The 23691-nt window shown below is 44.3% G+C and carries 22 protein-coding genes; 14 read left to right on the top strand and 8 right to left on the bottom strand.

From position 1 onward, the window contains the following. Positions 1-35 precede the first annotated feature (35 nt). The 4 genes from EP57_RS10630 to EP57_RS10645 are packed head-to-tail and all read right to left on the bottom strand — an operon-like array spanning position 36 to position 2722. Positions 36-830 (bottom strand): DUF817 domain-containing protein, encoded by a 795-nt coding sequence (locus EP57_RS10630; protein ID WP_036086584.1) that lies wholly within the window; start codon positions 828-830, stop codon positions 36-38. A gap of 19 nt (positions 831-849) precedes the next feature. Beyond that, positions 850-1410, bottom strand: coding sequence for a molybdenum cofactor guanylyltransferase (locus EP57_RS10635; RefSeq protein WP_159106427.1), 561 nt, complete (start codon positions 1408-1410; stop codon positions 850-852). After that, positions 1397-2047 (bottom strand): ATP-binding cassette domain-containing protein, encoded by a 651-nt coding sequence (locus EP57_RS10640; RefSeq protein ID WP_036086586.1) that lies wholly within the window; start codon positions 2045-2047, stop codon positions 1397-1399. Before EP57_RS10640 ends, EP57_RS10635 begins: the two co-directional genes overlap by 14 nt. Positions 2048-2050: 3 nt before the next feature. Further along, entirely contained in the window at positions 2051-2722 is a 672-nt protein-coding gene (locus EP57_RS10645) for a molybdate ABC transporter permease subunit (RefSeq protein WP_036086587.1), read from the bottom strand. A gap of 196 nt (positions 2723-2918) precedes the next feature. Between EP57_RS10645 and EP57_RS10650 the strand changes: the two genes are divergently transcribed. The 12 genes from EP57_RS10650 to moaA all read left to right on the top strand — a co-directional run bounded on the left by EP57_RS10650 (position 2919) and on the right by moaA (position 15581). Next, the gene (locus EP57_RS10650; protein WP_036086769.1) at positions 2919-6593 is read left to right on the top strand and encodes a nitrate reductase subunit alpha; all 3675 of its coding nucleotides are present in this window, start codon (positions 2919-2921) and stop codon (positions 6591-6593) included. Then, positions 6583-8178 carry a nitrate reductase subunit beta gene (gene narH / locus EP57_RS10655; RefSeq protein ID WP_036086588.1) on the top strand — a complete coding sequence of 532 codons (1596 nt, stop codon included), beginning with the start codon at positions 6583-6585 and terminating at the stop codon, positions 8176-8178. The genes EP57_RS10650 and narH overlap by 11 nt, the downstream gene beginning before the upstream one ends. After that, complete coding sequence (narJ, locus tag EP57_RS10660) at positions 8171-8743, top strand: nitrate reductase molybdenum cofactor assembly chaperone (protein WP_036086589.1); 573 nt, start codon at positions 8171-8173, stop codon at positions 8741-8743. The genes narH and narJ overlap by 8 nt, the downstream gene beginning before the upstream one ends. Further along, complete coding sequence (narI, locus tag EP57_RS10665) at positions 8733-9401, top strand: respiratory nitrate reductase subunit gamma (protein ID WP_036086590.1); 669 nt, start codon at positions 8733-8735, stop codon at positions 9399-9401. Before narJ ends, narI begins: the two co-directional genes overlap by 11 nt. Before the next feature lie 54 nt (positions 9402-9455). After that, on the top strand, positions 9456-10631 hold the full coding sequence (locus EP57_RS10670) for a nitrate/nitrite transporter (protein ID WP_036086591.1): 1176 nt from the start codon (positions 9456-9458) through the stop codon (positions 10629-10631). Between the two features lie 253 nt (positions 10632-10884). Beyond that, the gene (gene modA / locus EP57_RS10675) at positions 10885-11643 is read left to right on the top strand and encodes a molybdate ABC transporter substrate-binding protein (protein ID WP_036086592.1); all 759 of its coding nucleotides are present in this window, start codon (positions 10885-10887) and stop codon (positions 11641-11643) included. Between the two features lie 87 nt (positions 11644-11730). Further along, positions 11731-12951, top strand: a complete 1221-nt coding sequence (locus tag EP57_RS10680; protein WP_036086593.1) for a molybdopterin molybdotransferase MoeA — start codon at positions 11731-11733, stop codon at positions 12949-12951. Further along, positions 12930-13415: a molybdopterin-guanine dinucleotide biosynthesis protein B gene (gene mobB / locus EP57_RS10685; RefSeq protein WP_036086594.1), complete on the top strand. Its 486-nt coding sequence runs from the start codon at positions 12930-12932 to the stop codon at positions 13413-13415. The genes EP57_RS10680 and mobB overlap by 22 nt, the downstream gene beginning before the upstream one ends. Continuing rightward, complete coding sequence (locus EP57_RS10690; protein ID WP_036086770.1) at positions 13412-13834, top strand: molybdenum cofactor biosynthesis protein MoaE; 423 nt, start codon at positions 13412-13414, stop codon at positions 13832-13834. The genes mobB and EP57_RS10690 overlap by 4 nt, the downstream gene beginning before the upstream one ends. Further along, positions 13821-14063 carry a molybdopterin converting factor subunit 1 gene (gene moaD, locus EP57_RS10695; RefSeq protein ID WP_036086595.1) on the top strand — a complete coding sequence of 81 codons (243 nt, stop codon included), beginning with the start codon at positions 13821-13823 and terminating at the stop codon, positions 14061-14063. The genes EP57_RS10690 and moaD overlap by 14 nt, the downstream gene beginning before the upstream one ends. An 18-nt stretch (positions 14064-14081) precedes the next feature. Beyond that, positions 14082-14561: a cyclic pyranopterin monophosphate synthase MoaC gene (gene moaC / locus EP57_RS10700; RefSeq protein WP_036086596.1), complete on the top strand. Its 480-nt coding sequence runs from the start codon at positions 14082-14084 to the stop codon at positions 14559-14561. 18 nt (positions 14562-14579) lie between these two features. Further along, entirely contained in the window at positions 14580-15581 is a 1002-nt protein-coding gene (gene moaA / locus EP57_RS10705; RefSeq protein ID WP_036086597.1) for a GTP 3',8-cyclase MoaA, read from the top strand. A 67-nt stretch (positions 15582-15648) separates the two neighbouring features. Here the strand turns inward: moaA and EP57_RS10710 are convergent, their stop codons facing one another. Continuing rightward, complete coding sequence (locus tag EP57_RS10710) at positions 15649-16134, bottom strand: MogA/MoaB family molybdenum cofactor biosynthesis protein (protein ID WP_036086598.1); 486 nt, start codon at positions 16132-16134, stop codon at positions 15649-15651. 14 nt (positions 16135-16148) lie between these two features. Further along, positions 16149-17147: a ThiF family adenylyltransferase gene (locus EP57_RS10715; RefSeq protein WP_036086773.1), complete on the bottom strand. Its 999-nt coding sequence runs from the start codon at positions 17145-17147 to the stop codon at positions 16149-16151. A 141-nt stretch (positions 17148-17288) separates the two neighbouring features. Between EP57_RS10715 and EP57_RS10720 the strand changes: the two genes are divergently transcribed. Together EP57_RS10720 and EP57_RS10725 are read left to right on the top strand one after the other, a co-directional pair. Then, on the top strand, positions 17289-17684 hold the full coding sequence (locus tag EP57_RS10720) for a DUF805 domain-containing protein (protein ID WP_036086599.1): 396 nt from the start codon (positions 17289-17291) through the stop codon (positions 17682-17684). Between the two features lie 135 nt (positions 17685-17819). Continuing rightward, positions 17820-18989, top strand: coding sequence for a spr1629 family repressor/antitoxin (locus EP57_RS10725; RefSeq protein ID WP_036086600.1), 1170 nt, complete (start codon positions 17820-17822; stop codon positions 18987-18989). A 74-nt stretch (positions 18990-19063) separates the two neighbouring features. Here the strand turns inward: EP57_RS10725 and EP57_RS10730 are convergent, their stop codons facing one another. Both EP57_RS10730 and EP57_RS10735 read right to left on the bottom strand, forming a co-directional pair. After that, positions 19064-21301 (bottom strand): glycoside hydrolase family 65 protein, encoded by a 2238-nt coding sequence (locus tag EP57_RS10730; RefSeq protein WP_036086601.1) that lies wholly within the window; start codon positions 21299-21301, stop codon positions 19064-19066. 52 nt (positions 21302-21353) lie between these two features. Beyond that, positions 21354-23684, bottom strand: a complete 2331-nt coding sequence (locus EP57_RS10735) for a glycoside hydrolase family 65 protein (protein WP_036086602.1) — start codon at positions 23682-23684, stop codon at positions 21354-21356. Positions 23685-23691 lie beyond the last annotated feature (7 nt).

Here is a 23691-nt window from a genome sequence, read left to right on the forward strand (position 1 = left end):
TAGTAAATATGTACGAAAACGTTTAAACCACTGATTTAATCGCGAATCAGTGGTTTTTTCTCGTCTTCTTGTAGATCTTTTTTAAGAAACTTGAGCTCGGCGATAATCATGATGCTGATGATGATAAGTAAATACCAACTTGTGATTTTGCCGAAGCCGACGAGGTGCCAGGTGACTTCTTGATTGGGATAGTACCAAGCGCCGAAGAAGCTGGCGATGTTTTCTGCGACCCAGATGAAGAAGGCGATGAGCAGGAATGAGAGGGACAGTGGCATGTGAAGTCGTTTGTCGCCGACTGTGAAAAAGACGGTGGTGCGCAGGAATAGGAGCAGGACGGCGATGATGAGAATGTAGCGCAAATCCCAGATGTAATGGTGGGTGAAAAAGTTTAGGTAAATGGCGGTGCAGAGCGTGATGACCAGTCCGCTTTTTGGCCAGTTTGTGACGGTTAGATCGAATCGTTTCCAGGCTTGGCAAATGTAGCTGGCGACGCTTGAGTACATGAAGCCGCTGTACAATGGGACGCCGAGAATTTTTGCGTAGCCGGCTTCGGGGTAGGACCACGAGCCCATATGGATTTTGTAAATCTCAAGGACAAGGCCAATGATGTGAAAAAGCATGATGACTTTGAGTTCATCCCATGTTTCGAGGCCGAATTTGATAAGCAGAAGTTGTGCGATAATACAGATGATGAGCAGTAAATCGTACCTTGGGAGGAACGGGATGGGCAGGTACTTGGAAAAGGCTAGGGACAGGAAAATGACAGCTGGGAAAATACAGCAGAGCATTTGTTGCCACGTGAACTGCCATAGTAGATTTAGAAAACGCATGGGAAACCTCCTGAAAAATCTAACGATAGTTTTGGTTGAAGAACGGTTCTTCGTCTTGGAAGGGCTGTTTTTTTGTATGTATAGCTTGGAGTAAGGGGCGGATTCGTAGGTTGTCGTCGCGTAATAATGTTTCGATTTGGTCTTTGCAGTAAGGAATACAGGCGGTGAGGTAATGTTCTGCGGTGTTTGTGACTGCGTAGGCGTTGTTTTGTTCGATGAGTGTGGCAAAAATTTCTGTGGTGATGTTTGGCGTATCTGTGGGGGATAGCAGGTAATGACTGAACGCCGATGTTTGGGACATTGCTGCGTAAATCCCGCCGAGTGGACCTTTATCGATGAATGGTGCTTGGTCGGAAAGAACGGTGACGGCAGTGTGTTTGAATAGTTGATGAATGGCTGGGAAAAGTTGTTCGTTTGTTACGACGAATATGGCATCTACGAGTGGGAGCATTTTGGAGACGGTTTGTTCGACCCAAGTTGGTGCGTCGAAAGATTCTTGATACAATGCTTTATCTTCACCAAATCGGGTGGAATTTCCGCCAGCTAAAACGATGCCAGCGATTGGATTAGTTTTTGACAAGGCGACCATCCTTTATTTTTAAAATTTCTCCGGTTAGGGAGGTGGCTTCTTGGTGGTAATGGGTGACAAAGATGACGGGAATGTCGAAATCGCGCGCCATTTGTCCGACGAGTTCGATGCAGATGTTGCGTGTGTCTTCGTCAAGGCCGTTGAATGGCTCGTCAAGGAGCAGTAGGTTAGGGTTGGTAATCATGGCACGAGCCATTGCTACGCGTTGTTTCTCGCCGCCGGATAGTTTTTGTACGGAGGAGAATAGCAAATGGGATATTTTTAAGTAGTCGCTTATTTTGCGGACTTGTTGTTCGATTTCTGGGCGTTGTTTTTTTGCTGCGACAAGGCCGAATGCGATGTTGTTAAAGACATTCATATTTGGAAACAATGCTAGGTTTTGGAAGAGATAGCCGACTTTGCGGGCGGACGTTGGGACAAAGATGTCGCTGTAGGTGTCGTCCCATGCGGTGTTGTTGAATTCGATGATGCCTTCGTCGATGCGTTTTAAGCCGCTGATGCATTGAAATAAGGTGGATTTCCCTGAGCCGCTTGCGCCCATGATAGCTGTGATTGGGGCGACAAGGTCATAATCGATGTCAAGATCGTGAAAGGGGAGCTTCTTTTTGAATTTTAAACGGATTCCCATGGGTTACATTCCTCTCATTAGGTTGGTTTGGCGGACGGTCAGAATGTGGATGACCATTAGTGCAAAAACGCCGATGATGACGTTGATAATGCCTAGGTAAATCGCGGTGCGCATATCGCCTTGTTGCACCATGAAATAAATGCTGGATGCGATCGTATTTGTCTTGCCTTCGATATAGCCTGCGACCATGAGGCTTGCTCCGAATTCACCCATCGCCCGGCAAAAACTAAGTAAAATCCCTGCTAGGATTGGCTGCCAGCAATTCGGTAAAATGACTTTGAAAAAGATGGTTCTTGTGGTGGCAGAGAGTGTTTGCGCGGCCCAAACTAAGTCGTGGTCGATGGATAAGAAGGCGCTTTTTAGACCTTGGTACATGATTGGCAGGATGATGATGGTTGTGGCAATGATGGCGCCGGCTAGCGTGAAGATGAAGCTGTAATTGAAGTTGTTCCACAAAAAGGCACCAATCAAATCGTTCTTGCCGAAAAGACCGAGTAAGATCAGACCGACGACGGTTGGTGGTAATACGAGTGGTAGCAAAATGATGATTTCGATGGCTAATTGGAATTTTGATTTATGGTTAGCGAAATAATAACTGAGTGGTAGCATCGACAAAAACGCGAGAAATGTGGATACAATCGCGACGATTAGTGAATGCAAAACGGGTGTGAGCATTGTTTAGGACCTCCAAGACGGTTTTACTATGTATTCTTTTCTATTATGTTGTTCCAAGCCTGCAATGTCAAAGAATATAAGCGAAAAAATATAGGGATTTTCCCGATGTCAAAAAGTACTCGGAGTTGTTATTATCAAATTAAGTAAGGAAACAATAACTTTGTTTGTGAATATGATAACAAGAATGAGGTGGTACATAGTGAGGAAAAAAGGTTTGCGTTTTTTTAAGAGAACGGAGAAATTTAACGGAAATTGGACAGTGATGGAGGAGAAAAGTCGGGCTTGGGAGAAGATGTATCGTGATCGTTGGAGTCATGATAAAGTCGTTCGAACAACGCATGGTGTGAACTGTACGGGTTCATGTAGTTGGCAAGTTTTTGTGAAAAACGGGATTATTACGTGGGAAAATCAAGCGACGGATTACCCGAGTTGCGGGCCTGATATGCCGGAATTTGAACCGCGTGGCTGTCCGCGTGGGGCGAGTTTTTCGTGGTATGAGTATAGTCCTTTGCGTGTGAAATATCCATACGTGCGCGGGAAATTATGGCGTTTATGGCAAAATGCGTTGCGCCAATATAACAATCCTGTGGACGCGTGGGCGAGCATCGTGGAAGACCCTGAGAAGTCGCAAAGTTATAAGAGTGCGCGTGGTAAGGGTGGACAAATTCGGGTGACGTGGCAAGAAGCGTACTACATGATTGCGGCGATGCTGATTTACACGATTAAAAAATATGGTCCTGACCGCTTGGCTGGTTTTACGCCAATTCCTGCGATGTCGATGATTAGTTATGCGGCTGGTTCGCGCTTTTTGACGTTGCTTGGTGGGGAAATGTTGAGTTTCTACGATTGGTATGCGGATTTACCGCCTGCTTCGCCTCAGATTTGGGGAGAGCAAACGGATGTGCCGGAGTCGAGTGACTGGTATAATGCGGGCTACATTATGATGTGGGGCTCGAATGTGCCGCTGACGCGGACGCCGGATGCGCATTTTATGACGGAAGTTCGTTATAAGGGGACAAAAGTGGTTGCGGTGGCACCGGATTATGCGGAGAATGTGAAATTTGCGGATAACTGGTTGGCGCCGAATCCTGGAACGGATGCTGCTTTAGCGCAAGCGATGACGCATGTTATTTTGAAAGAATTTTATGTGGAGCGCGCGGAGCCTTTGTTTATTGATTATGCGAAACAATTTACGGATTTGCCGTTCTTGTTGTTGCTGGATGAGACGGAAAAAGGTTTGACGCCGGGACGGTTTTTGCGCCAGGAAGATTTGTACGGTGGGCTTGCTAGTGAGTCGCATGCGGATTGGAAGACGTGCTTGATCGATGAGGTGACGGGTGAGATTGTCGTGCCGAACGGGACGATGGGGCAGCGCTGGGAAGATGGCGTGAAATGGAACTTGTCGCTTGAACGGGAAGATGGCACGATGATTCAACCAGCGATGACGGTTGGATTAGATAGACTTGATACGGTTGCGTTTCCTTATTTTGATAATCGTGGTAACGGGATTTTTGAACGGGAGTTGCCGGTTCGGGAAATTACGCTTGCGGATGGTTCGAAGCGCTTAGTGGCGACGGTGTATGATGTGATGCTGAGTCAATACGGTGTGTCGCGTCATGCGGAAGATAAGATGGCGGCGCGTGGTTTGGATGATGCGGATAGCTTGTATACGCCGGCTTGGCAAGAGCCGATTACTGGTGTGAAAGCGGATATTGTGACGCAAATTGCTCGTGAGTTTGCGCAAAATGCGATTGATACTGGTGGTCGTTCGATGATTATTATGGGCGCTGGTATTAACCACTGGTTTAATAGTGACACGATTTACCGCTCGATTTTGAACTTGGTTATTTTGACGGCATCGCAAGGTGTGAACGGCGGAGGCTGGGCGCATTATGTTGGTCAGGAAAAATGTCGCCCGATTGAAGGCTGGCAAACAGTGGCTTTTGCAAAAGATTGGCAAGGCGCTGTGAGACAACAAAACGCGACGAGCTTCTGGTATTTTGCGACGGATCAGTGGCGTTATGAGGAAATGGACACGGATGCGTTGAAATCTCCTCTAGCGCAAAAAACGAGCTACAAACATCCAGCGGACTACAATGTGTTGGCTGCGCGACTTGGCTGGTTGCCATCGTACCCGCAGTTTAACAAAAACAGTTTGCTTTTCGCAGCTGAAAATGAAGGCAAATCGGATGCGGAAATTGTATCGGGTATTGTCGATGATTTGAAAAATGATAAGTTGCAATTTGCAGTGGAAGATCCTGATAATCCGGTGAACTTCCCGCGTGGCCTTTTTGTATGGCGGTCCAATCTTGTTTCTTCTAGTGGGAAGGGCCAAGAATACTTCATGAAGCATTTGTTTGGAACGACGAATAATTTGTTGTCGACGCCAAATGATGAGTTCAAGCCAGAGGAAATTGTATGGCGTGATGAGATCGTAGAAGGAAAATTGGACATGATGGTGACGCTTGATTTCCGGATGACGGCGACGCCAATTTATTCGGATGTAGTGTTACCGGCTGCGACGTGGTATGAGAAGACGGATATTTCTAGTACGGATATGCATCCTTTTGTTCATCCGTTTAACCCTGCGATTAGCCCGCTTTGGGAGTCAAAATCGGATTGGAACATTTTTAAAGATTTAAGCCAAACGTTTTCTGATATGGCGAAAATTCACTTGCATGAAGTGCAGCGCGATGTTGTGATGTTGCCGCTAAATCATGATTCGCAAATGGAGATTTCGCAATCCTACGGCGAGATTAAAGACTGGAAGAAAGGCGAAGTGGAAGCCATTCCTGGTAAAACAATGCCGCATTTCCAATTTGTCGAGCGGGATTATACGCAGATTTATGATAAGTTCATTACGCTTGGTCCGAATGTAGGGACTGGCAAGGTCGGCGCGCACGGGACGCAGTTCTCGGTTGCCGAAGAATATGAAGAAATGAAACGCATTAACGGGATTTATGAGGATGACACGATTAAAAATGAGAAACCAGTGATGGAGACGGAACGGCAAGCGGCGAATGCGATTTTGCATATTTCAAGTGCGACGAACGGAAAAGTAGCGGTTCGAGCTTGGAAAGTGGCAGAGGATGCGACGGGTGTGGAACTGCGCGACTTGGCGCAATCACGGGAAGCGGAACGGATTACGTTTGAGAGTATTACGGCGCAACCGCGTGAGGTTATTCCGACGCCAGTGTTTACGGGTTCGAATACAGACGGCAAGCGTTATTCACCGTTTACAACGAACATTGAACGGCTTGTGCCTTTCCGGACATTAACGGGACGCCAGCATTTTTATATCGATCATGAGATGTTTTTACAATATGGTGAGGCATTGCCGGTTTATAAGCCAACGTTGCCACCTCAAGTTTTTGCACCTAGGGATAAACAGATTGAGGAGACGCCAGATACGATTGTGTTGCGTTATTTGACGCCGCATGGTAAATGGAATATTCATAGTATGTACCAAGATAATCAGCATATGTTGACGCTTTTCCGTGGTGGCCCGAACGTTTGGATTAACCATGAAGATGCGGCGGCTGGAAATATTAAAGATAATGATTGGCTAGAAGTATACAATCGTAACGGTGTCGTGACGGCGCGTGCAGTCGTGAGTCACAGAATGCCGAAGGGGACGATGTATATGTACCATGCGCAAGACCGTCATATCAATGTTCCGGGAACGTCAATTACAGGAACACGCGGTGGCAGTCACAATGCGCCAACGAAAATCCACATGAAACCTACACAAATGGTTGGCGGTTACGCACAGCTAAGCTACGGTTTCAACTACTATGGACCAATTGGAAATCAGCGCGATCTCTATGTTGCAGTCCGGAAATTGAACGAGGTGAATTGGCTTGAAGATTAAAGCGCAAATTGGAATGGTAATGAATTTAGACAAATGCATCGGCTGCCATACATGTAGTGTAACGTGCAAAAATACATGGACAAACAGGCCTGGAGCAGAATACATTTGGTTTAATAACGTCGAAACAAAACCCGGCATTGGCTATCCAAAACAGTGGGAAGACCAAGAACGCTACAAAGGCGGCTGGAAACTTAAAAAAGGCAAACTAGAACTTGCCGCAGGTTCGAAATTAAATAAAGTGATGCTCGGCAAAATTTTCTACAATCCGGATATGCCGGAGCTAAAAGATTATTACGAGCCATGGACGTACAATTACGACAATCTTTTTACAACCGAAGAACGCAAAAATCAACCAGTTGCCCGTCCTAAGTCGGTGATTACAGGCAAAGACATGGAAATCGAATGGGGTCCGAACTGGGAAGATGACTTGGCAGGCGCACCAAACACAATGCCGCTTGATCCAAACATGAAAAATATCGAAACAGAAATCAAAACCAATTTTGAAACAGCGTTTATGATGTATTTGCCTCGTTTGTGCGAACATTGTTTAAACCCCTCGTGCGTGGCGTCTTGCCCAAGTGGCGCAATGTACAAACGCGATGAAGACGGTATCGTCCTTGTTGACCAAGAAGCATGTCGCGGCTGGCGTTATTGCATGACCGGTTGCCCATACAAAAAAGTATACTTCAACTGGAAAACAAACAAAGCCGAGAAATGTACCTTCTGTTTCCCGCGTATTGAAGCAGGTTTGCCAACGGTGTGTTCCGAAACGTGTACTGGGCGTATTCGTTACCTTGGCGTCATGCTTTATGATGCGGACGGCGTGAAAGAAGCAGCATCGGTGGAAGACGAGAAAGAACTATACCAAAAACAACTGGACCTGTTTCTTGATCCGAATGATCCAGCGGTTATCGAACAGGCGCGCAAAGACGGCATTAAAGAAGACTGGATTAAAGCCGCGCAGAACTCACCAATTTACAAAATGGCAAAAGAATACAAGATTGCCTTCCCGCTACATCCAGAATACCGCACGATGCCAATGGTTTGGTACGTTCCGCCACTTTCACCAATCATGAACTATTTTGAAGGAAAAGATTCGATTAACAATCCAGACATGATTTTCCCAGCGATTGACGAAATGCGAATTCCGGTCGATTACTTGGCGAGCATTTTAACCGCAGGAAATACCGATGTCATCAAAACTTCCTTGCAAAAAATGGCGATGATGCGGACATACATGCGTGCAGTAAGTTCAGGCAAAGACTTCGATACAACGAAATTAGAACGTATCGGCATGACCGAAAAAGAAGTGAAGAAAATGTATCGTTTGCTTGCGATTGCTAAATATGAAGACCGCTTCGTTATTCCGGTGAGTCATAAAGAGGATTATATCGACACATACAAAGCACAAGGTTCATCAGGTTATTCCGCAGATGTGTGTAGCGGTTGTAGCTTAGCAGATCAGATCAACCAGCCAGACGCAAAACCTGCGCCAGCACCAATCGGAAATAGCACACAGCAACCATCGAAATCAACACAAGAAATGTATGAAGAAAGCTTCTATGGGGGGATTTGGCGTGATTGATTATGCCCTTTTAAACGAAAAAAGAGCTGTATTTGGCGCTTTATCAGCAATACTTTCCTATCCAGAAAAACGGTTTATTAACGACAAGTTTTTATTCTCAGAAGTATTCCAAAAAGCGGATTCGGGGAAACTCCTTCACGCTTTTTGGGAAGAGATGTCTGCGTTAACGTTTGGTGAAATTACAGAAACGTATGTGGATACATTTGATTTTAATAAGAAAACAACACTTTATATGACTTTTTACAAGTTTGAAGATGCGCGTGAGCGAGGCCAGATGTTGGCGAAGTTGAAAGTGCTGTACGAAATGTTTGGTTTATTGCCTGATGATGCGGAATTAACGGATTATTTACCGCTCATGCTTGAGTTTATTGATGCCGGAGATTGGTACATGGATGAGCGTGCTAGCGACAGTATCGAGTTGCTCATTGGTGTTATCGAAGACGGTTCTTACCATCTACTTCAAGAATTAGAGAAAGCTGGAAATCCGTATCGTTACATTATCGAAGCGTTGCGACAAGAAATGCGCGTTTGCGTAAAACAAGGAGGACAACAACATGTGGAATAATTTTTTATGGGTGGTGTTGCCTTATCTTGTGTTAGCAAGCTTTGTGTTCGGCCATATTTTCCGCTATCGTTATGACCATTTCACAGTAACGGCAAAATCGTCCGAAATGATTGAGAAAAAGCAATTGATGATTGGCAGTATTTTATTTCATATTGGGATTATTTTCGTTGTCGGGGGCCATTTTATCGGCTTGGTTATTCCAAAAACTTGGACAGAAGCGGTTGGTATTAGTGAACATGCGTATCATATCGTAGCTGTTGGGATTGGTAGTGTTTTTGGGATTATGGCATTTGTCGGGATGTTTTTGTTAACGTTCCGACGCTTGTCGCATGCTAGAGTGCGGATGACGAGTTCGATTATGGATATTATCGTGAATTTGACGCTATTGTTCACGCTGTTTCTAGGAATGGCGAGTACGCTGATTGCGAACCCTGCAAATCCGGGTTTTGATTATCGGGAGTCGATTTCGATTTGGTTCCGCCAGTTGTTCTTATTTCAGCCGGATGCAAGTCTGATGGCGAATGTGCCTGTGTTTTTCCAGCTCCACATTATTAGTGCGTTTCTTATTTTTGCGCTATTTCCGTATACAAGGCTGGTCCACGCATGGAGTGTACCGTTAACGTATTTGAAGAGAAGTTACATCATATACAGAAGATAAACACTTGTTCCGAAGTTTTTTATAAAGAGGATCAAGTACAGGGAGGAAAACAAAATGCAACAAACATCAAAAAAAGACGCGTATATCGCACTCACCATTGCGACGATTGCAATGGCCATTTCATTCATGGTCTGGGCATCTTTATCTCCAGTATCTAACCAGATTGCAACAGAGTTCGGCTTATCGGCTTCACAAAAAAGTTTACTGATTGCAACGCCTGTTTTGCTAGGCTCAATTATGCGCATACCGATGGGAATCTTAAGTGATCGATTTGGTGGGAAGAAAATCTACATTATCACCATGTTATTCACACTGATTCCACTGGCATTGATTCCATTTGCGAGTACTTATTTGTTCTTAATGCTTTGTGCGTTTTTCATCGGTATGGCTGGAACAACATTTGCAATCGCGATTTCTTACGTTTCAACCTTTTTTCCAGCTGAAAAACAAGGGCTTATTCTTGGGATTGCGGGAATGGGAAATATCGGGAATGCACTTGCAGGACTCATTATTCCGCGTATTAATGCGAATTGGGGCTTTGACTGGGTGTATTACACGCTCATCATTGCGATTACGGTCATCGTTATCATTTTTGCGATTTTTGCGAAAGAAATGACATTATCGGCAGAGAAGAAGACGCTAAAACAATCCCTTTCTGTTGCAAAAGACAAAAATACATGGTATTTATCTTTATTTTATTTTCTAACGTTCGGTTCGTTTGTGGCGCTAAGTAATTACTTGCCAGCGTTTATGGGCGATCAGTTCTCGATTAGTGCGGTCAATGCGGGCTTGTTCTCGGCAGGATTTGCGGCTACGGCAACATTTATGCGTCCAGTCGGCGGTATTTTAGCGGATAAACTGAATCCGACGAAACTTTTAACGACAGGATTTGCGCTTGTGGCAGTGATGGCTTGTATTATTGCCTTTTCACTAACACAATACGGTTTGTTTACAACCATGATTTTCTTAACGGCATTGACAGTCGGACTTGGAAACGGAATTATTTTCAAAATGGTACCGATGGTTTCAAAAGGAAATACGGGTGCGGTTACAGGATTCGTCGGCGCGGCTGGCGGACTTGGCGGATTTTTCCCACCGTTGTTATTAGGAATTATTAAACAAACAACAGGAACTTATACGCTTGGCTTTATTTTACTAAGTGTATTTGCGGTTATCTGTCTTGTTACGGTTTGGGCAGTGTATGTTAGAAAACCAGCTGCAACAGCATAAGCAGCGTGGCGACAAACGCCCATTTTCGTCGTTAAAAGCTCTGTTCCGATGCTCACGTACCTAAGTACGCTCCGCTCCGGTACTCGCTTTTGCCTAGAAACTGAACATTTGTCGCCACGCTGAGGTTTGGAGGCACGGATAGGTTTTTGTATAAAAAATAATTTTCTACAGTTCGGGGCAGCGAGAAAATCGCTGTCTCTGCTTGCATTCATATCAGTCTTTTTCGTACAATGATGAAGGAGGGGGAATTCGGATGAAGAAATGGATAGCAGGTAGTTTCGTTATGGTGATGATGGCGTTTGTACTCGTTGGGTGTGGGACGCAGGAGCCAGAGACGGTACATATTTCAGTGGCTGCAAGTTTGAAAGATGTGATGGATGAGGTTGGTCCGGCATTTGAGAAAGAACATGATAATATTAAGTTGGAATTTGATTTCGGTGGGTCTGGACAGCTTCGTGAGCGTGTGGAGAATGGTGCGCCAGTGGATGGTGTCGTGCTTGCGAGTCAGAGTGATATGGATAAATTGTTAGACAAGAAATTGATTGCAAATAGTCAAAAAGTGGCTTCGAATACGTTGGTGGCGGTTATGCCAAAAGCAAGTACACCGGTGGGAGACATTAAAGAAGAACTTGCGAAGGCGCGCGTGATTGCGATTGGTGACCCAGCTTCTGTTCCTGCTGGGAAATATGCGGAAGAGTTTTTGACGAATGAGAAGTTGATGGATAGTGTGAAATCACGATTGGTGAAGGCGAGCGATGTGCGTCAAGTGTTGGCGTATGTGGAGGCTGGAAATGCGGATATCGGATTTGTGTACGCGACGGATGCGATGATTTCGAAAAAGGTGCAGACGGCGTATAAAATCGATGATGCGACACATAGCCCAATCGGGTATTATGCTGGGGCTGTTAAAGATTCTGATGTGAAAGATGAGGCTTCGGAATTTCTGGAATATATGAAGGGCAAGGAAGCGCAGAAAGTTTTGAAAAAATACGGATTTGGCGTGGGAAATTGACGAGAAGTGAGCGCTTACACTGTTATTTTTGAGGTGCTTGATGTATAGTAGAACTAGCTGAAATTTGCGAAAAAGGAAGTGGCTGGAATGTTGGATAGACGGGTAGCGATTCGTGTGGAGGAAGCGCAGCGGAGGTTGCTGGATAAGACGGTGATGCTGGATGCGGAGCGGATCGGGATTGCGGATGCGAACGGTCGGATTTTGGCGGAAACGGTGCATGCGACGATGGCGATGCCTTATTTCAGACGCTCAGGGTATGACGGTTTCGCGATTCGGGCGGAGGATGATGCGAATTATCCGCGGACATTTCGGGTTGTAGCGGACGTGCCGTGTGGTGCGACGTATAATCATGATTTGCAGGAGAACGAGACGGTGCGGATTATGACAGGAGCCAAGGTGCCGGAGAACGCTGGCAAGGTGATTATGTTGGAACAGTCACGCGTGACGGGTGAGGCGGACACGATTGAGCTGATAAATACGCACAAAAATACGAACATTACGGAGCGTGGTGAGGAGTTTCAGGACGGTGCGCCGTTGTTGTCACCGCATCATCATTTGAATCCGGGTTCGATTAGTCTGCTGGCTGCTTTTGGGGTGCCCGATGTGGCGGTGTTCCGCAAGCCGCGTGTGGCGATTTTGTCGACGGGCTCTGAGCTTGTGCAACCGGGGATGCCACTTCCTGATGGCAAAATTTTTAATAGTAACCATTTGATGTTGGCGGCACTGGCGACGGATGCTGGTGCGCAGGTCATTGCGGTGGAGCAAATCGAGGATGACTTGGCGCTGACGAAGGAGCGGTTGCAAAGTCTCGCGCAACAGGCGGATTTGATTTTGACAACGGGGGGCGTGTCGGTTGGCGATTTTGACTTTATGGCCATTATCGCAAAAGAGGACGCGGAACTGCTGTATAATAAAATTCAAATGCGGCCGGGTAGTGTGACGACGGCGATGGTTTATGAGGATACGCTTGTTGCTGCGCTGTCTGGGAATCCTGGTGCGTGCTTCACGGCATTCCACTTGCTGATCTCACCAGTCATTGCCAAAATGCAGGGCGACATAGAAACGCAGTTCGTATTCCAAAAAGCGAAATTAGGCGCGGATTATTCGAAAAACAACGCTTATGATCGCTTTTTGCGTGGGCAATTGCTGTACGAGGATGGCGAGCTGACGGCGATACCAGTTGGTAGTGATATGTCCAGTGCGCTCGGGAATCTGCACTTGACGGAATGCCTCATTGAGATTCCGCACGGCAAGACGGGCAAATTAAAAGGAGAGGAAGTCTCGATATGGCGCTTATCTTCCAAATAACCGGTTTTAAAAAGAGCGGGAAAACAACGATGACAAACTGCTTTGTCCACCAGCTAAAAGCGCAAGATTATACGGTTGCGGTTATAAAACATGATGCCCATGCGTTTTCGATAGACCATCCTAATACGGATACTTTTTCGTTTCGAGAAAGCGGCGCTGACGTGGTTGCCATTTCTTCCTCGTCACAACATGCGATTATGGCGAACGAGGGAATCACGTTAAAGGACATGATTGCCAAATTGCCACGCACGGATGTTGTTTTGATTGAAGGATATAAAGAAGGTCCGTTTCCGAAATTGGTGATGGTGCGTGATGAAGAGGATATGAAAACGCTAGAAGGCCTTCCGAATGTGCATTCAATAGGGACGTTTCGCGACGGGTTACCGCATGCCATTTTGAAATTAAGTACGCAAGAAGAGCAAGAGCGATTATGCCAAACTATAATAAAGGAATTTTTGCCATGATAGATGTTAGATTACAACATGAGCCGATTGATGTTGGCTCGACATACCAGCAACTTGTAAATGCGAGATTTGGTGCCGTTAACATGTTTGTCGGGACGATTCGAGAGTGGACGGGAGATATCCAAACCAAGACGATTCGCTACACGGCATACAAAGAAATGGCGCTAAAAGAACTCTCCAAACTAGCAAATGAAGTAGAAGAAAAATTTGATGCGGACGTTATCGTGATTCACCGTTTAGGCGAGTTGCAGCTCACGGATATTGCCGTATTTATCGGCGTTGCCACACCGCACCGCGCAGCCTCTTATGAAGGTTCGCGTTTCATTATCGAAGAACTAAAAAAACGTGTGCCGATTTGGAAAGAAGAAGTCGACACGGATCGCATTCGTTGGGGAGGTGAGCGAGATGACGCCCATTAAATTTTTTGCGTTTCTCATTCAAAAAGCGGGCACTTCGGAAGTGAAACTCGACCTTTCTAATTGCAAGACTGTCGCAGATGTGAGACAGTTAGTAAGTAAGGAAATTCCTGCAATTGCGCAAGACATGGATAAATGCATGATCGCCGTGAATATGGAGTTTCAAACGGACAGCACAGCGCTTACAGACGTTTCAGAAATTGCGATAATCCCTCCAGTAAGCGGAGGATGAGATGAAGGAGCCGATATTATGACTGATGAATTATCCCATTTCAATGAAGAACAGCGAGCCCACATGGTAGATGTAACAAAAAAAAGCGAGACCCAGCGCCGCGCTATCGCCACAGCCACGTTACAGATGGAAGAAGCGACATTAAGACGCATCAAAGACGGTCTCATTGATAAAGGCGATGTCCTAGCCGTTGCGCAAGTAGCAGGCATTATGGCCGCCAAAAAAACAAGTGAACTAATCCCGATGTGTCACCCGATTATGACAACGAAAGTCAACATTATGTTCACCGACGACGGCAAAGATCATTTAACTATTTTAGCCGAAGTCGTAACCATTGGAAAAACCGGCGTCGAGATGGAAGCACTGACCGCAGTCACCGTCACCGCCTTAACCGTATACGATATGTGTAAAGCAATCGATAAAAAAATCGTCATCGAAAAAACCCATCTTGTTGAAAAAACAGGAGGCAAAAGCGGGAAGTTTCGCTTTGATAAATAACGATAGGAGTTTGATATCATGCCATTATTAACCGATCGTTTTGGACGCGTCCATGACTATATTCGTATTTCCGTCACCGATCGTTGCAATTTGCGTTGTGTCTACTGCATGCCTGAAGAGGGCATGACTTTCCTGCCGCATGAGAAAGTTCTCTCTAAAGATGAGATTATTGATTTCATGAAAATTATGGTTGGATACGGCATTAAGAAAGTACGGATTACGGGTGGAGAGCCACTTTTACGTACGGATATTGTGGATATTATTGCAGGTCTTAGCGCGATTCCAGAAATTGAAGATATCGCCGTAACAACTAACGCGATGTATCTTGTTAAAAAAGCGGAAGCCTTGAAAGAAGCTGGGTTAACGCGTGTTAATATCAGTTTGGATTCGTTACAAGAGGACCGTTTTAAAACGATAACGCGAGGCGGTCGGCTACAGAAAGTCTTGGATGGTATTGCCAAAGCAGAGGAAGTTGGTTTTTTCCCAATCAAGCTGAATGTAGTTTTGATCAAGGGGCAGAATGACGATGAAATTCTGGATTTCTTGGAATTTACGCGAGATAAAGATATTAATATTCGTTTTATTGAATACATGCCGATTGGTCATGCCGGAGATAGCTGGAAAAAACAATATTTGTCGCTGCAAACGATTTTTGATGCTTGTGATGAAGCTGGATTTGCGTATCAGCCCGTGGACTCGATTCGCGGTAACGGACCTTCTGAGAATTTTCGTTTGGAAGGGGCTAAAGGAACGTTTGGCTTGATTCACCCAGTCAGCTCTCATTTTTGTGCGAGTTGTAATCGCTTGAGGTTGACGGCGGACGGCTATATTAAGGCGTGTCTGTATTGGGATGAGGAAATGAACATACGTCCACTGATTAAAGACCCTGAAAAACTGATGGAACTTGTGCAGCAATCCATTGATAATAAGCCAGAAAGTCATGAGATGGCGATTGCTTTGCAAGATGAAATGCAATCACATAAACCAACGACAAGACGCATGAGTCAAATCGGCGGATAATAGAAGAAAAGCTAAATAAAAGAAGCGTTTAGAAACCCGATTTTAGAGTTTCTAAACGCTTTTTCGCTTACTTCCTACGTTCCGCCAAGAAATGAGGCAGCTCAGGAATAATCAATTTATTAATCGCCAAGTTACACGCATTCGTCGAGCCAGGAACGACAAACAACAAGACATTGTCGTGCGTAAAACCTGCGAAGGCTCGCGATAACATCGCTCGCGTTCCAATTTCCTCGTAACTCAACATCCGAAATAGCTCGCCAAAGCCAGGAATCTCTTGTTCTACCTGATCCCAAAGCGCTTCAAAAGTGACGTCTCGAACGGCAATCCCGGTTCCACCATTCGAAATGACGCAATCAGATTGTGATTTTAATTTTGCGATGCCAGTATTGATTAGAAAATCATCGTCTTTTACGACAAGCCGTTCTGTGACAACATGTCCCGCCGCTTCTAATGCCGCAACGAGCAGTTGTCCACTTTTGTCAGTGTCCAAATTTCGCGTATCACTGATCGTCAAAATCCCGACACGCGCCTGAATAAATTCCTTTTGCTCCATCATTTTGCCTCCTTTTAAACCTCGTTAAAAAAATGCTGATATTGCTTCTTCGCTAAAACCAGATCATCTGTCCCGTGCACGAGTACGCGTCCGTTTTGGAAAACCGTAAAGTCAAAGCCGTCAAATGAAAATGTAAGCACGAAACGATTGGTGTTGCAGGTTATTTGTTGCTTCACGAGCACTTGTTGCAATGCGTCGAAATCAAGCGTCGCTCCAATCTGAAACTGCACCGTATCACGTCCGCAAAGCAAAACCGGTTGCCGCGAAAAAGCAGTATCCCCGTAATCATGATGCACACAAACCGCACAATCTGGATTTCGCTTCACATGAAACGCCTGAAACGTCATGTCCCAATTATCCAACTGATAATAACGCGCCACAAGCTGTTCACGAATCAATAACTTCGTCAAAAGTGACACCTGAAGCCCAGCCAGCATCGGAATTAGCGCCCCATGAACCCCGATAATATCACAACTCGTCTCATTGAAAAGCGGCATTTTCTCCATCAAACAATGCAAACAAGCCGTCTCACCCGGAATAATGGGCATCACATTCGCAAAAGTCCCCGCACACGACGCAAAAATCCATGGCACATCCTGCTCCAAACACCACCGGTTCAAAAACCGCCGCGTCGCAAAATTATCCGTACAATCAAGCACCGCATCCACTTCACCTGCAAAAGGCAATAAGGACGTCGCGTTCGCATCATCCACGAGAAAATCAATCCGAATATCCTGATTAATCGCGCGCAGAGCCTTCGCCGCAGCCCAAGCCTTCGCTTCTTTGTGCGCCGCATCTTGCTCCGTAAACAACGTCTGCCGTTGTAGATTCGAAAGCTCCACAAAATCCCTATCCACTAAAATCAGCCGTCCAACCCCCATACGAGCCGCAATTTCAGCCGCATACGTTCCAATGGCACCGACACCAACAATCAGCACTGTACTTTTGTTCAAACGCTCCTGCCCAGCTACACCAATCTGCGCTACCCGCATTTGCCTATCATATCGCTCGATCTGAAACACCTTCTCTCTGCTCCTCCATTTTACCAGAAAAACAAGACCGATAGTACCGTAAAAACCCCGAAAAGTAATCAGTAGGCATGATTGATAAATTTTTGTATAATGGAGGCTTAACGAAAACATCAGGAGGTTACGATGAATTTATTTTTTGCATATCGCTTATTTTGGTTAAACTATACGAATTTTAAAGGACGTTCCGTGAGATGGGAATTCTGGTATGTCCTGTTATGGCATATTGCGATTGAAAGCATTCTTGCGGGAATGACGAGAACGCGTGATATTTTTGATATATTAGGTTTTGACAGCCATGTAGGGATTATCGTTGTCGCAGTTTCGAGTGTCTTGCTAGCGCTGTATCAAATCGCCATTATTTTACCGTGCATCACACTGATTGTCCGCCGTCTTCATGACATCAATGTTAGCGGTTGGATCGCACTCGTCGGCTTGATTCCAGTAGTGGGTCAGTTGATGATTTTACTGATGATGTGCGCGAAATCGAGTCCAGGATTGAATCAGTATGATGAAGAGTAGCGTAGGCATATCACTTTAATTTTTCCTCTCATTTTGTAGTTTTTAATTTAGTAAAGTATCTATTTATGTTATAATTGACCTGATATTACTAGACTAGGAGGCTTCATATGGGAGTTTGTAAGGAGGGGATTTTTCATGTTCCAAGGTGAGAACCTTCAAAAAATCAGAACCCTCTATGGTTTATCCAGAAAAGAACTAGGTGAACAATTACAATTATCCGAGCAAGCGATTTGGCAATTCGAAAACCAGATAACGAATCCTAAATTTGAAGTCATGGTGAAACTCAAGGAATTATTCGATGTAAAGACGCAATTTTTCCTTCAAGATTCTAAATCCGAAGCCGTTTTCCAAGAAGGATCGGTGGCTTATCGTCTAGCGGACATTCATTCTCGGAAGAAAACATATACGGAGGTTACGTACCTTCAATTTATTTATGAAGTGATTACGCAATTAGAAAGCTACGTAAATGTACCGATGGGGGAAATCCATGAGCTCCGAAATAAAACGTTACAACTATACTATCAAGAAGCGAGCCCAGAAAAGCGTATCCAAGCAATTGCCACATTAGCAAGAAAAGTTTTGGCAATAGCTCCAGATAATGGTGACTTACTTCTGAAACTGGAGAAGTCAGGGATTTATGTTGTAGAAAAGGACATAGGAGACAAGGCGGATGCTTACAGTGCATGGTCAGCGAACAATGTCGCGTTTATCGTACTAGGCATCAAGAAATCAGCAGTACGCCGCCAGTTCGATTTAGCGCACGAACTAGGACATTTACTAATGCACCACAACATTGACATCCTTTCTTTGGACAAAACAACATATAATCAGTTAGAAAGCGAGGCCAACCAGTTTGCCGCTAACTTTCTGCTTCCCGAAGAAATGATCTTGCCAGAATTTCAGAAGCTAAAAAAAGTATCCAATCCAGATGCGTACATCGAATTAAAGGCAAAATACAATGTGTCCATTCAAGCTTTAGAAATGCGTGCTTACAAATTAGGCTTTCTAACCCCACAACAAAATAGCTATTTCTATAGACAAATTACGTATAAAGGCTATAAAACAGAAGAACCACTTGATTCTGACATGCCTTTAAAGCGACCAGGTAAAATAAGAAGCCTGTTCCACGTCATCCTGTCCAATCAACTTACGACACTACCAGATATGGAAGACGTATTAAAAATAAAAACAGCGCTCTTAGAAAAGCTATTTTCCATCGAGAGCACTTTCTTCGAGAGATATCAAGCCAACGAAACTTTTTCAAATTACGGCGAAATACTACGTCCAAAATTTAATGTTAAGTAAAAAAATTCCCACATTAGCAAGAAGCTAACAGGGGAATTTTTTGTTGTAGATAACTATTCTTAGCAAGACTTCTGCTACAGTTGTACGCTATTATTATCCGAAAAAATAGAAATAGTTTCTCCGTGAATTAAGCGATATGTTGTTCCTTTGAGGTTCGTTGTTACTTCAATCAGCCGCCCTTGGAAGGTAATGCGGAACTGATAACTTGTCCATTCTTTGGGCAGTTTTGGTTGGAAATGTAGGTTGCCATTTTTGATACGTAAACCAGCAAAACCGTAAACAATCGCTAGCCAGCTTCCTGCCATTGCTGCAGTGTGTACGCCATCTTTGACATTGTGATGATAATCATCTAAATCGGTTCTGGCTGTATAGTAGAAGAATGATACGGCTTGTTCCATACGATTAAGTTCGGCTGCGATAATGGCATGGGTTGCGGGTGAAAGAGAGGAATCATGTGTTGTTAACGGTTCATAATAATCATAGTTTACTAATTTTTCTTCGGCTGTGAAACGTTCGCTTTGTAAAACCATTGCAAGAATGAGATCGGCTTGTTTTAAAACTTGTTTTTGATAAATTTTCATGGGATGGAAATGAAGTAATAATGGGTACTGCGCTTCGTTTGTTGCTTCAAATGGCCATTTTCCTTTTGTTAGGAAGGAATCATCTTGTCCAATAAGCGCCGAATCGGTTCGGTGAATGTACATTTGTTTAGCTGCCTGTTTCCATTGCTTTATTTCGGTATCTGTAACGTCAAATTGTGTGCTTATTTCTTCCGTTAATGATGCGACTAGAAATTCCAGCTGATCTTTTACCATCAAGTTAGTATACGTATTGTTATTAATAAGCGCTGTATATTCGTCAGGCCCTGTGACGCCATTGATTACAAATCCACGACCTGCAACAAAATCGCCGTAATCCATATAAAAACGACTAGTTTCGATAAGCATTTCTAGTCCTTTTTCTCGTAGAAATTGCGTGTCACCAGTAACCTCAACATATAGTTTTAAAGCATGCATAATATCTGCATTAATATGAATTTGCGCAGTCCCAGCAGGGTAGTAAGCAGATGCCTCCTCGCCATTAATCGTTCGCCACGGGAAGAGCGCGCCAGAACAGGCCAAATCGCGAGCACGTTCCTTAGCATTAGGAAGAAGGCTATATCGATGTTCGAGCAATTTCTTCGCAATCTCAGGTTTTGTAAATACGAAAAATGGAAAAATGAAAATCTCCGTATCCCAAAAATAATGACCTTCATAACCTTCTCCAGTAACGCCTTTCGCCGCAATATTTGTCTTACCGTCACGACCTACTGATTGCAAAAGATGAAAAGCATTGAAACGCAGTGCTTGTTGCAATGCATCATCTCCAGTTACTTGAATATCAGCAGTCTCCCAAAAATCTGTAAGAAAAGCAGTTTGTTCTTGTAAAAGCGTGTCAAAACCAAGCGAGGAAGCAGTTGCTAGTTCATTGCATAACGTTTCGCGATTATTTTCTGTTGTTGCGACATAGCTAATAAATTTCGTGATTTCTATCGGCTCTGAACCGTCAAAATACCATTTTTCGGACCAGAAATCCGTTTTTTGAGTGATTTCGCCTGGCATACTATGTTTGATTCCGCTCGCAATTTCAAGTTCGGAAGCGAGTGTTTCCTGCACAAGCCCAAGAATGCCGCTTTGCTGGATTGTTTCTTTCGTTCGCAACACTTGTCCAGAAAATGCCGCGCCTGCACGTGGATCTCCGTCATGCTCTTGATTTGTTACAGCGCCTTGCAGAGCCGACTCAATTGTGATGTCTGCTTGCGTGAAATTGATTGGGATTACTTGGATTTTAAGCGCCGCGATATGTTTTCGCGTAAAGGATACAAGTCGGGAAAATGTGATGGCAATTTGTTTCCCAGTTTTTGCAGAAGTCCATGTGATATGCCGTTCGTATAATCCGTTTTTAAAATCAATTTTTCGTGTGTGATTCGTGATTTTACCTGTAAATAATGAGATTTTCTCGCCATCCATTGTAATCGTGACGGGCAGCGCATTTGGCACATTTAGGATGGTCTGGTGACTTTTCGCATAGCCGTAAGCCGCCTCGCCATATATAATTGGCGCTGTTTCATAAAAGCCGTTGATGTAGGTTCCTGGCAATGTGTGATTTTCGAGTTCACTGCTATTTTCTTCGAGACAGCCACGAATACCAATATACCCATTTCCAACGGTGAAAATTGTTTCACTACGCTGATTGGTGGTGATATCAAATTCGGTTTCAGAAACGTGCCAGTTTTCGATTGGATAAATAATGCTCGGATTAATTTGTTTCATAAACGCACCTCGTAAAAGGAGGAGCAGACCGTGATGGCATGCCCCTCATATTTTAATTTGTTGTAAATGTTGTGTTTGCTAAAATCGAAATTTCCTTACCGTTAAGCGTGAGCACGACATCTTGATTCGATGTATTCGAAATTTCCGTTGCTGTTTGTGTGACATGAATGAGTAGCCGTGAACCTTTCCAGTAAATCGGGAAGGAAAGTGCGGTCCATTTTTCTGGAAGATGCGGATGAAGGAATAGTTTGCCGTCCAACATACGTACACCGCCGAAACCATTCACAACTACTTGCCAAATCCCACCAATTGATGCGGAGTGAATGCCAGCGTCGCTTGATTTCATATTTTGGCCAAGGTCAATGCGACTCGCTTTTTCGAACATACTATAAGCCAATTCTTTGTCGCCTAAATCAGAGGCTAAAATGCTATGCGTTGCCCGACTTAGTGAGGAATCATGCAGTGTTTTTGGCTCGTAATAATCCCAGTTGGCCTGTTTTACTTCTGGAGAAAATTCGTTTTCTAATAAATAAAGCAAAATCATCACGTCTGCTTGCTTAGTGATTTGCATATCATTCACTTGGTCCAAATTATAGTCTAAGAAGAGAGCACCAACTTGCGCAGAAGCTTTGTAAGGGGCTAAATCAATGATTTTTTTCGATAAATAAGTATCGTCTTGCGGGATAACAAGCTCCGCGTTTGGCTGTGGCAAATAAAGCTTGGCCGATTTTTCTTGCCACTCCGTATAATTGCGCGTCAAGTCCCATTTAGCAGAAAGAGAAGCCAGTAATGCCGGATTTTCCTGTTGCAGCAACTCGTAATAATGAATTGCTTTCTCCAAATTCCAGTGCGCCATATAGTTCGTAAAAGCATTATTATCCACATGCTCTTTATATTCATCCGGTCCAACCACGCCAGTAATTTCGTACTGATCGCCCTTTTTCTCAAGACGAGATTGCCAGAAAACAGCCGTTGCAAAAATGAGTTCGTAACCATGTTTCTCCATGAAATCTTTGTCGCCAGTAAACTGATAATATTGCCACACTGCAAAAGCGATATCCGCGGTAATATGTTGCTCAATAAAACCAGACCAGATTTTTGTCGGTTCGCCAGTAATAATGTCCGCCGCTCCCCAAACAGGCGTCACTTCGCCATCTTCCAACCAAGCCGATTCCCATGGGAACATGGCACCTTCGTAATTGTTTTCAACGGCTTTGCGGACAGCTCCAGGTAAAGAAAGCCAGCGATACTCTAGCAATTGGCGCGCAATTGTAGGATTAGACGTTGTGAAGAACGGTAATACAAAAATCTCTGTATCCCAAAAAGCATGGCCTTTATAACCTTCACCAGAAAACCCTTTGGCACCAATGTTCATACGATTATCGTGAGCCGGCGTCATGCCTGTAAGATGATATACAGCAAATCGAATCGCAAGCTGATCAAAGTTGGCACCTTCAATTTGAATCGGGTATTGCTTCCAAACTTTGCTTTGCCAAGCATGTTGATGGGCCGTAAAAAGGGTGTCATAATTCCCGACTTTAGAGAATAGTTCTAGCGCAGTCTCGACGCTGTTCCAGTCCTTATCACGGCTTGTATATACGCCAGATATTTTTTCAATCGTCATCGTTTGGTTTTTGGCAACCGTTTCTGGCTCAAATGTCGTAAAAATCTTACGGCGATCCATAAAAATCGTATTTTTCGGTGTAAATTCCTCATTTTCTAAAGCAAAAGCATGACGCGAAAAATGAACAAAATCAATAGCTGACTCGGTTGTGCGCGCCTCTAGTTTCATAATTTTTTGGTCATATAAACGGAGCACACCTTCCTGAAAATGCTGTGTGCCAGTGTTTGTCATCTGACCATTAATACCCGAATTCAGCTTTACCGTGACATCATTTGTGAGCGGTGTAATCGTAACTTTTTGGGCGATCACATGGAGATTATCGAGAGACACAAAACGGGAAAAAACAATTTTGTACTCCTCGCCAGCTGGCGAACGCCAATGAATATCGCGCGATAGTTCCGCTTTTTTTAGATTCAATGTGCGTTCATAAAAGAGGATTTCGCCTTGGGTTAACTGGAACGTCTCACCATTTAAGGTAAATGTCATCTCCAGCATATCCGCGGCGTTAGGCAGTTCTGTAACCTCCTTGTCACCTAAAAATTTATTAAAAGTACCTGCGATAAAGTTACCGCGAACTTCGTTGGAATAACGTTCTTCGGTAGCAGAGCGCAAGCCCATATAACCGTTGCCAAGGCTAAAAACTGCCTCCACTTTCCCGAGCGCTTCTGGATCAAACCGGGTTTCGGTAACGAGCCAATTCTTCTCCTCGCCAGTTCCTTTATCGTAATTTAAAGCTGGATAATCATTTTTTAATAACATAATAGCA

The organism is Listeria booriae, from assembly GCF_000766865.1.
Lineage (GTDB): Bacteria > Bacillota > Bacilli > Lactobacillales > Listeriaceae > Listeria_A > Listeria_A booriae.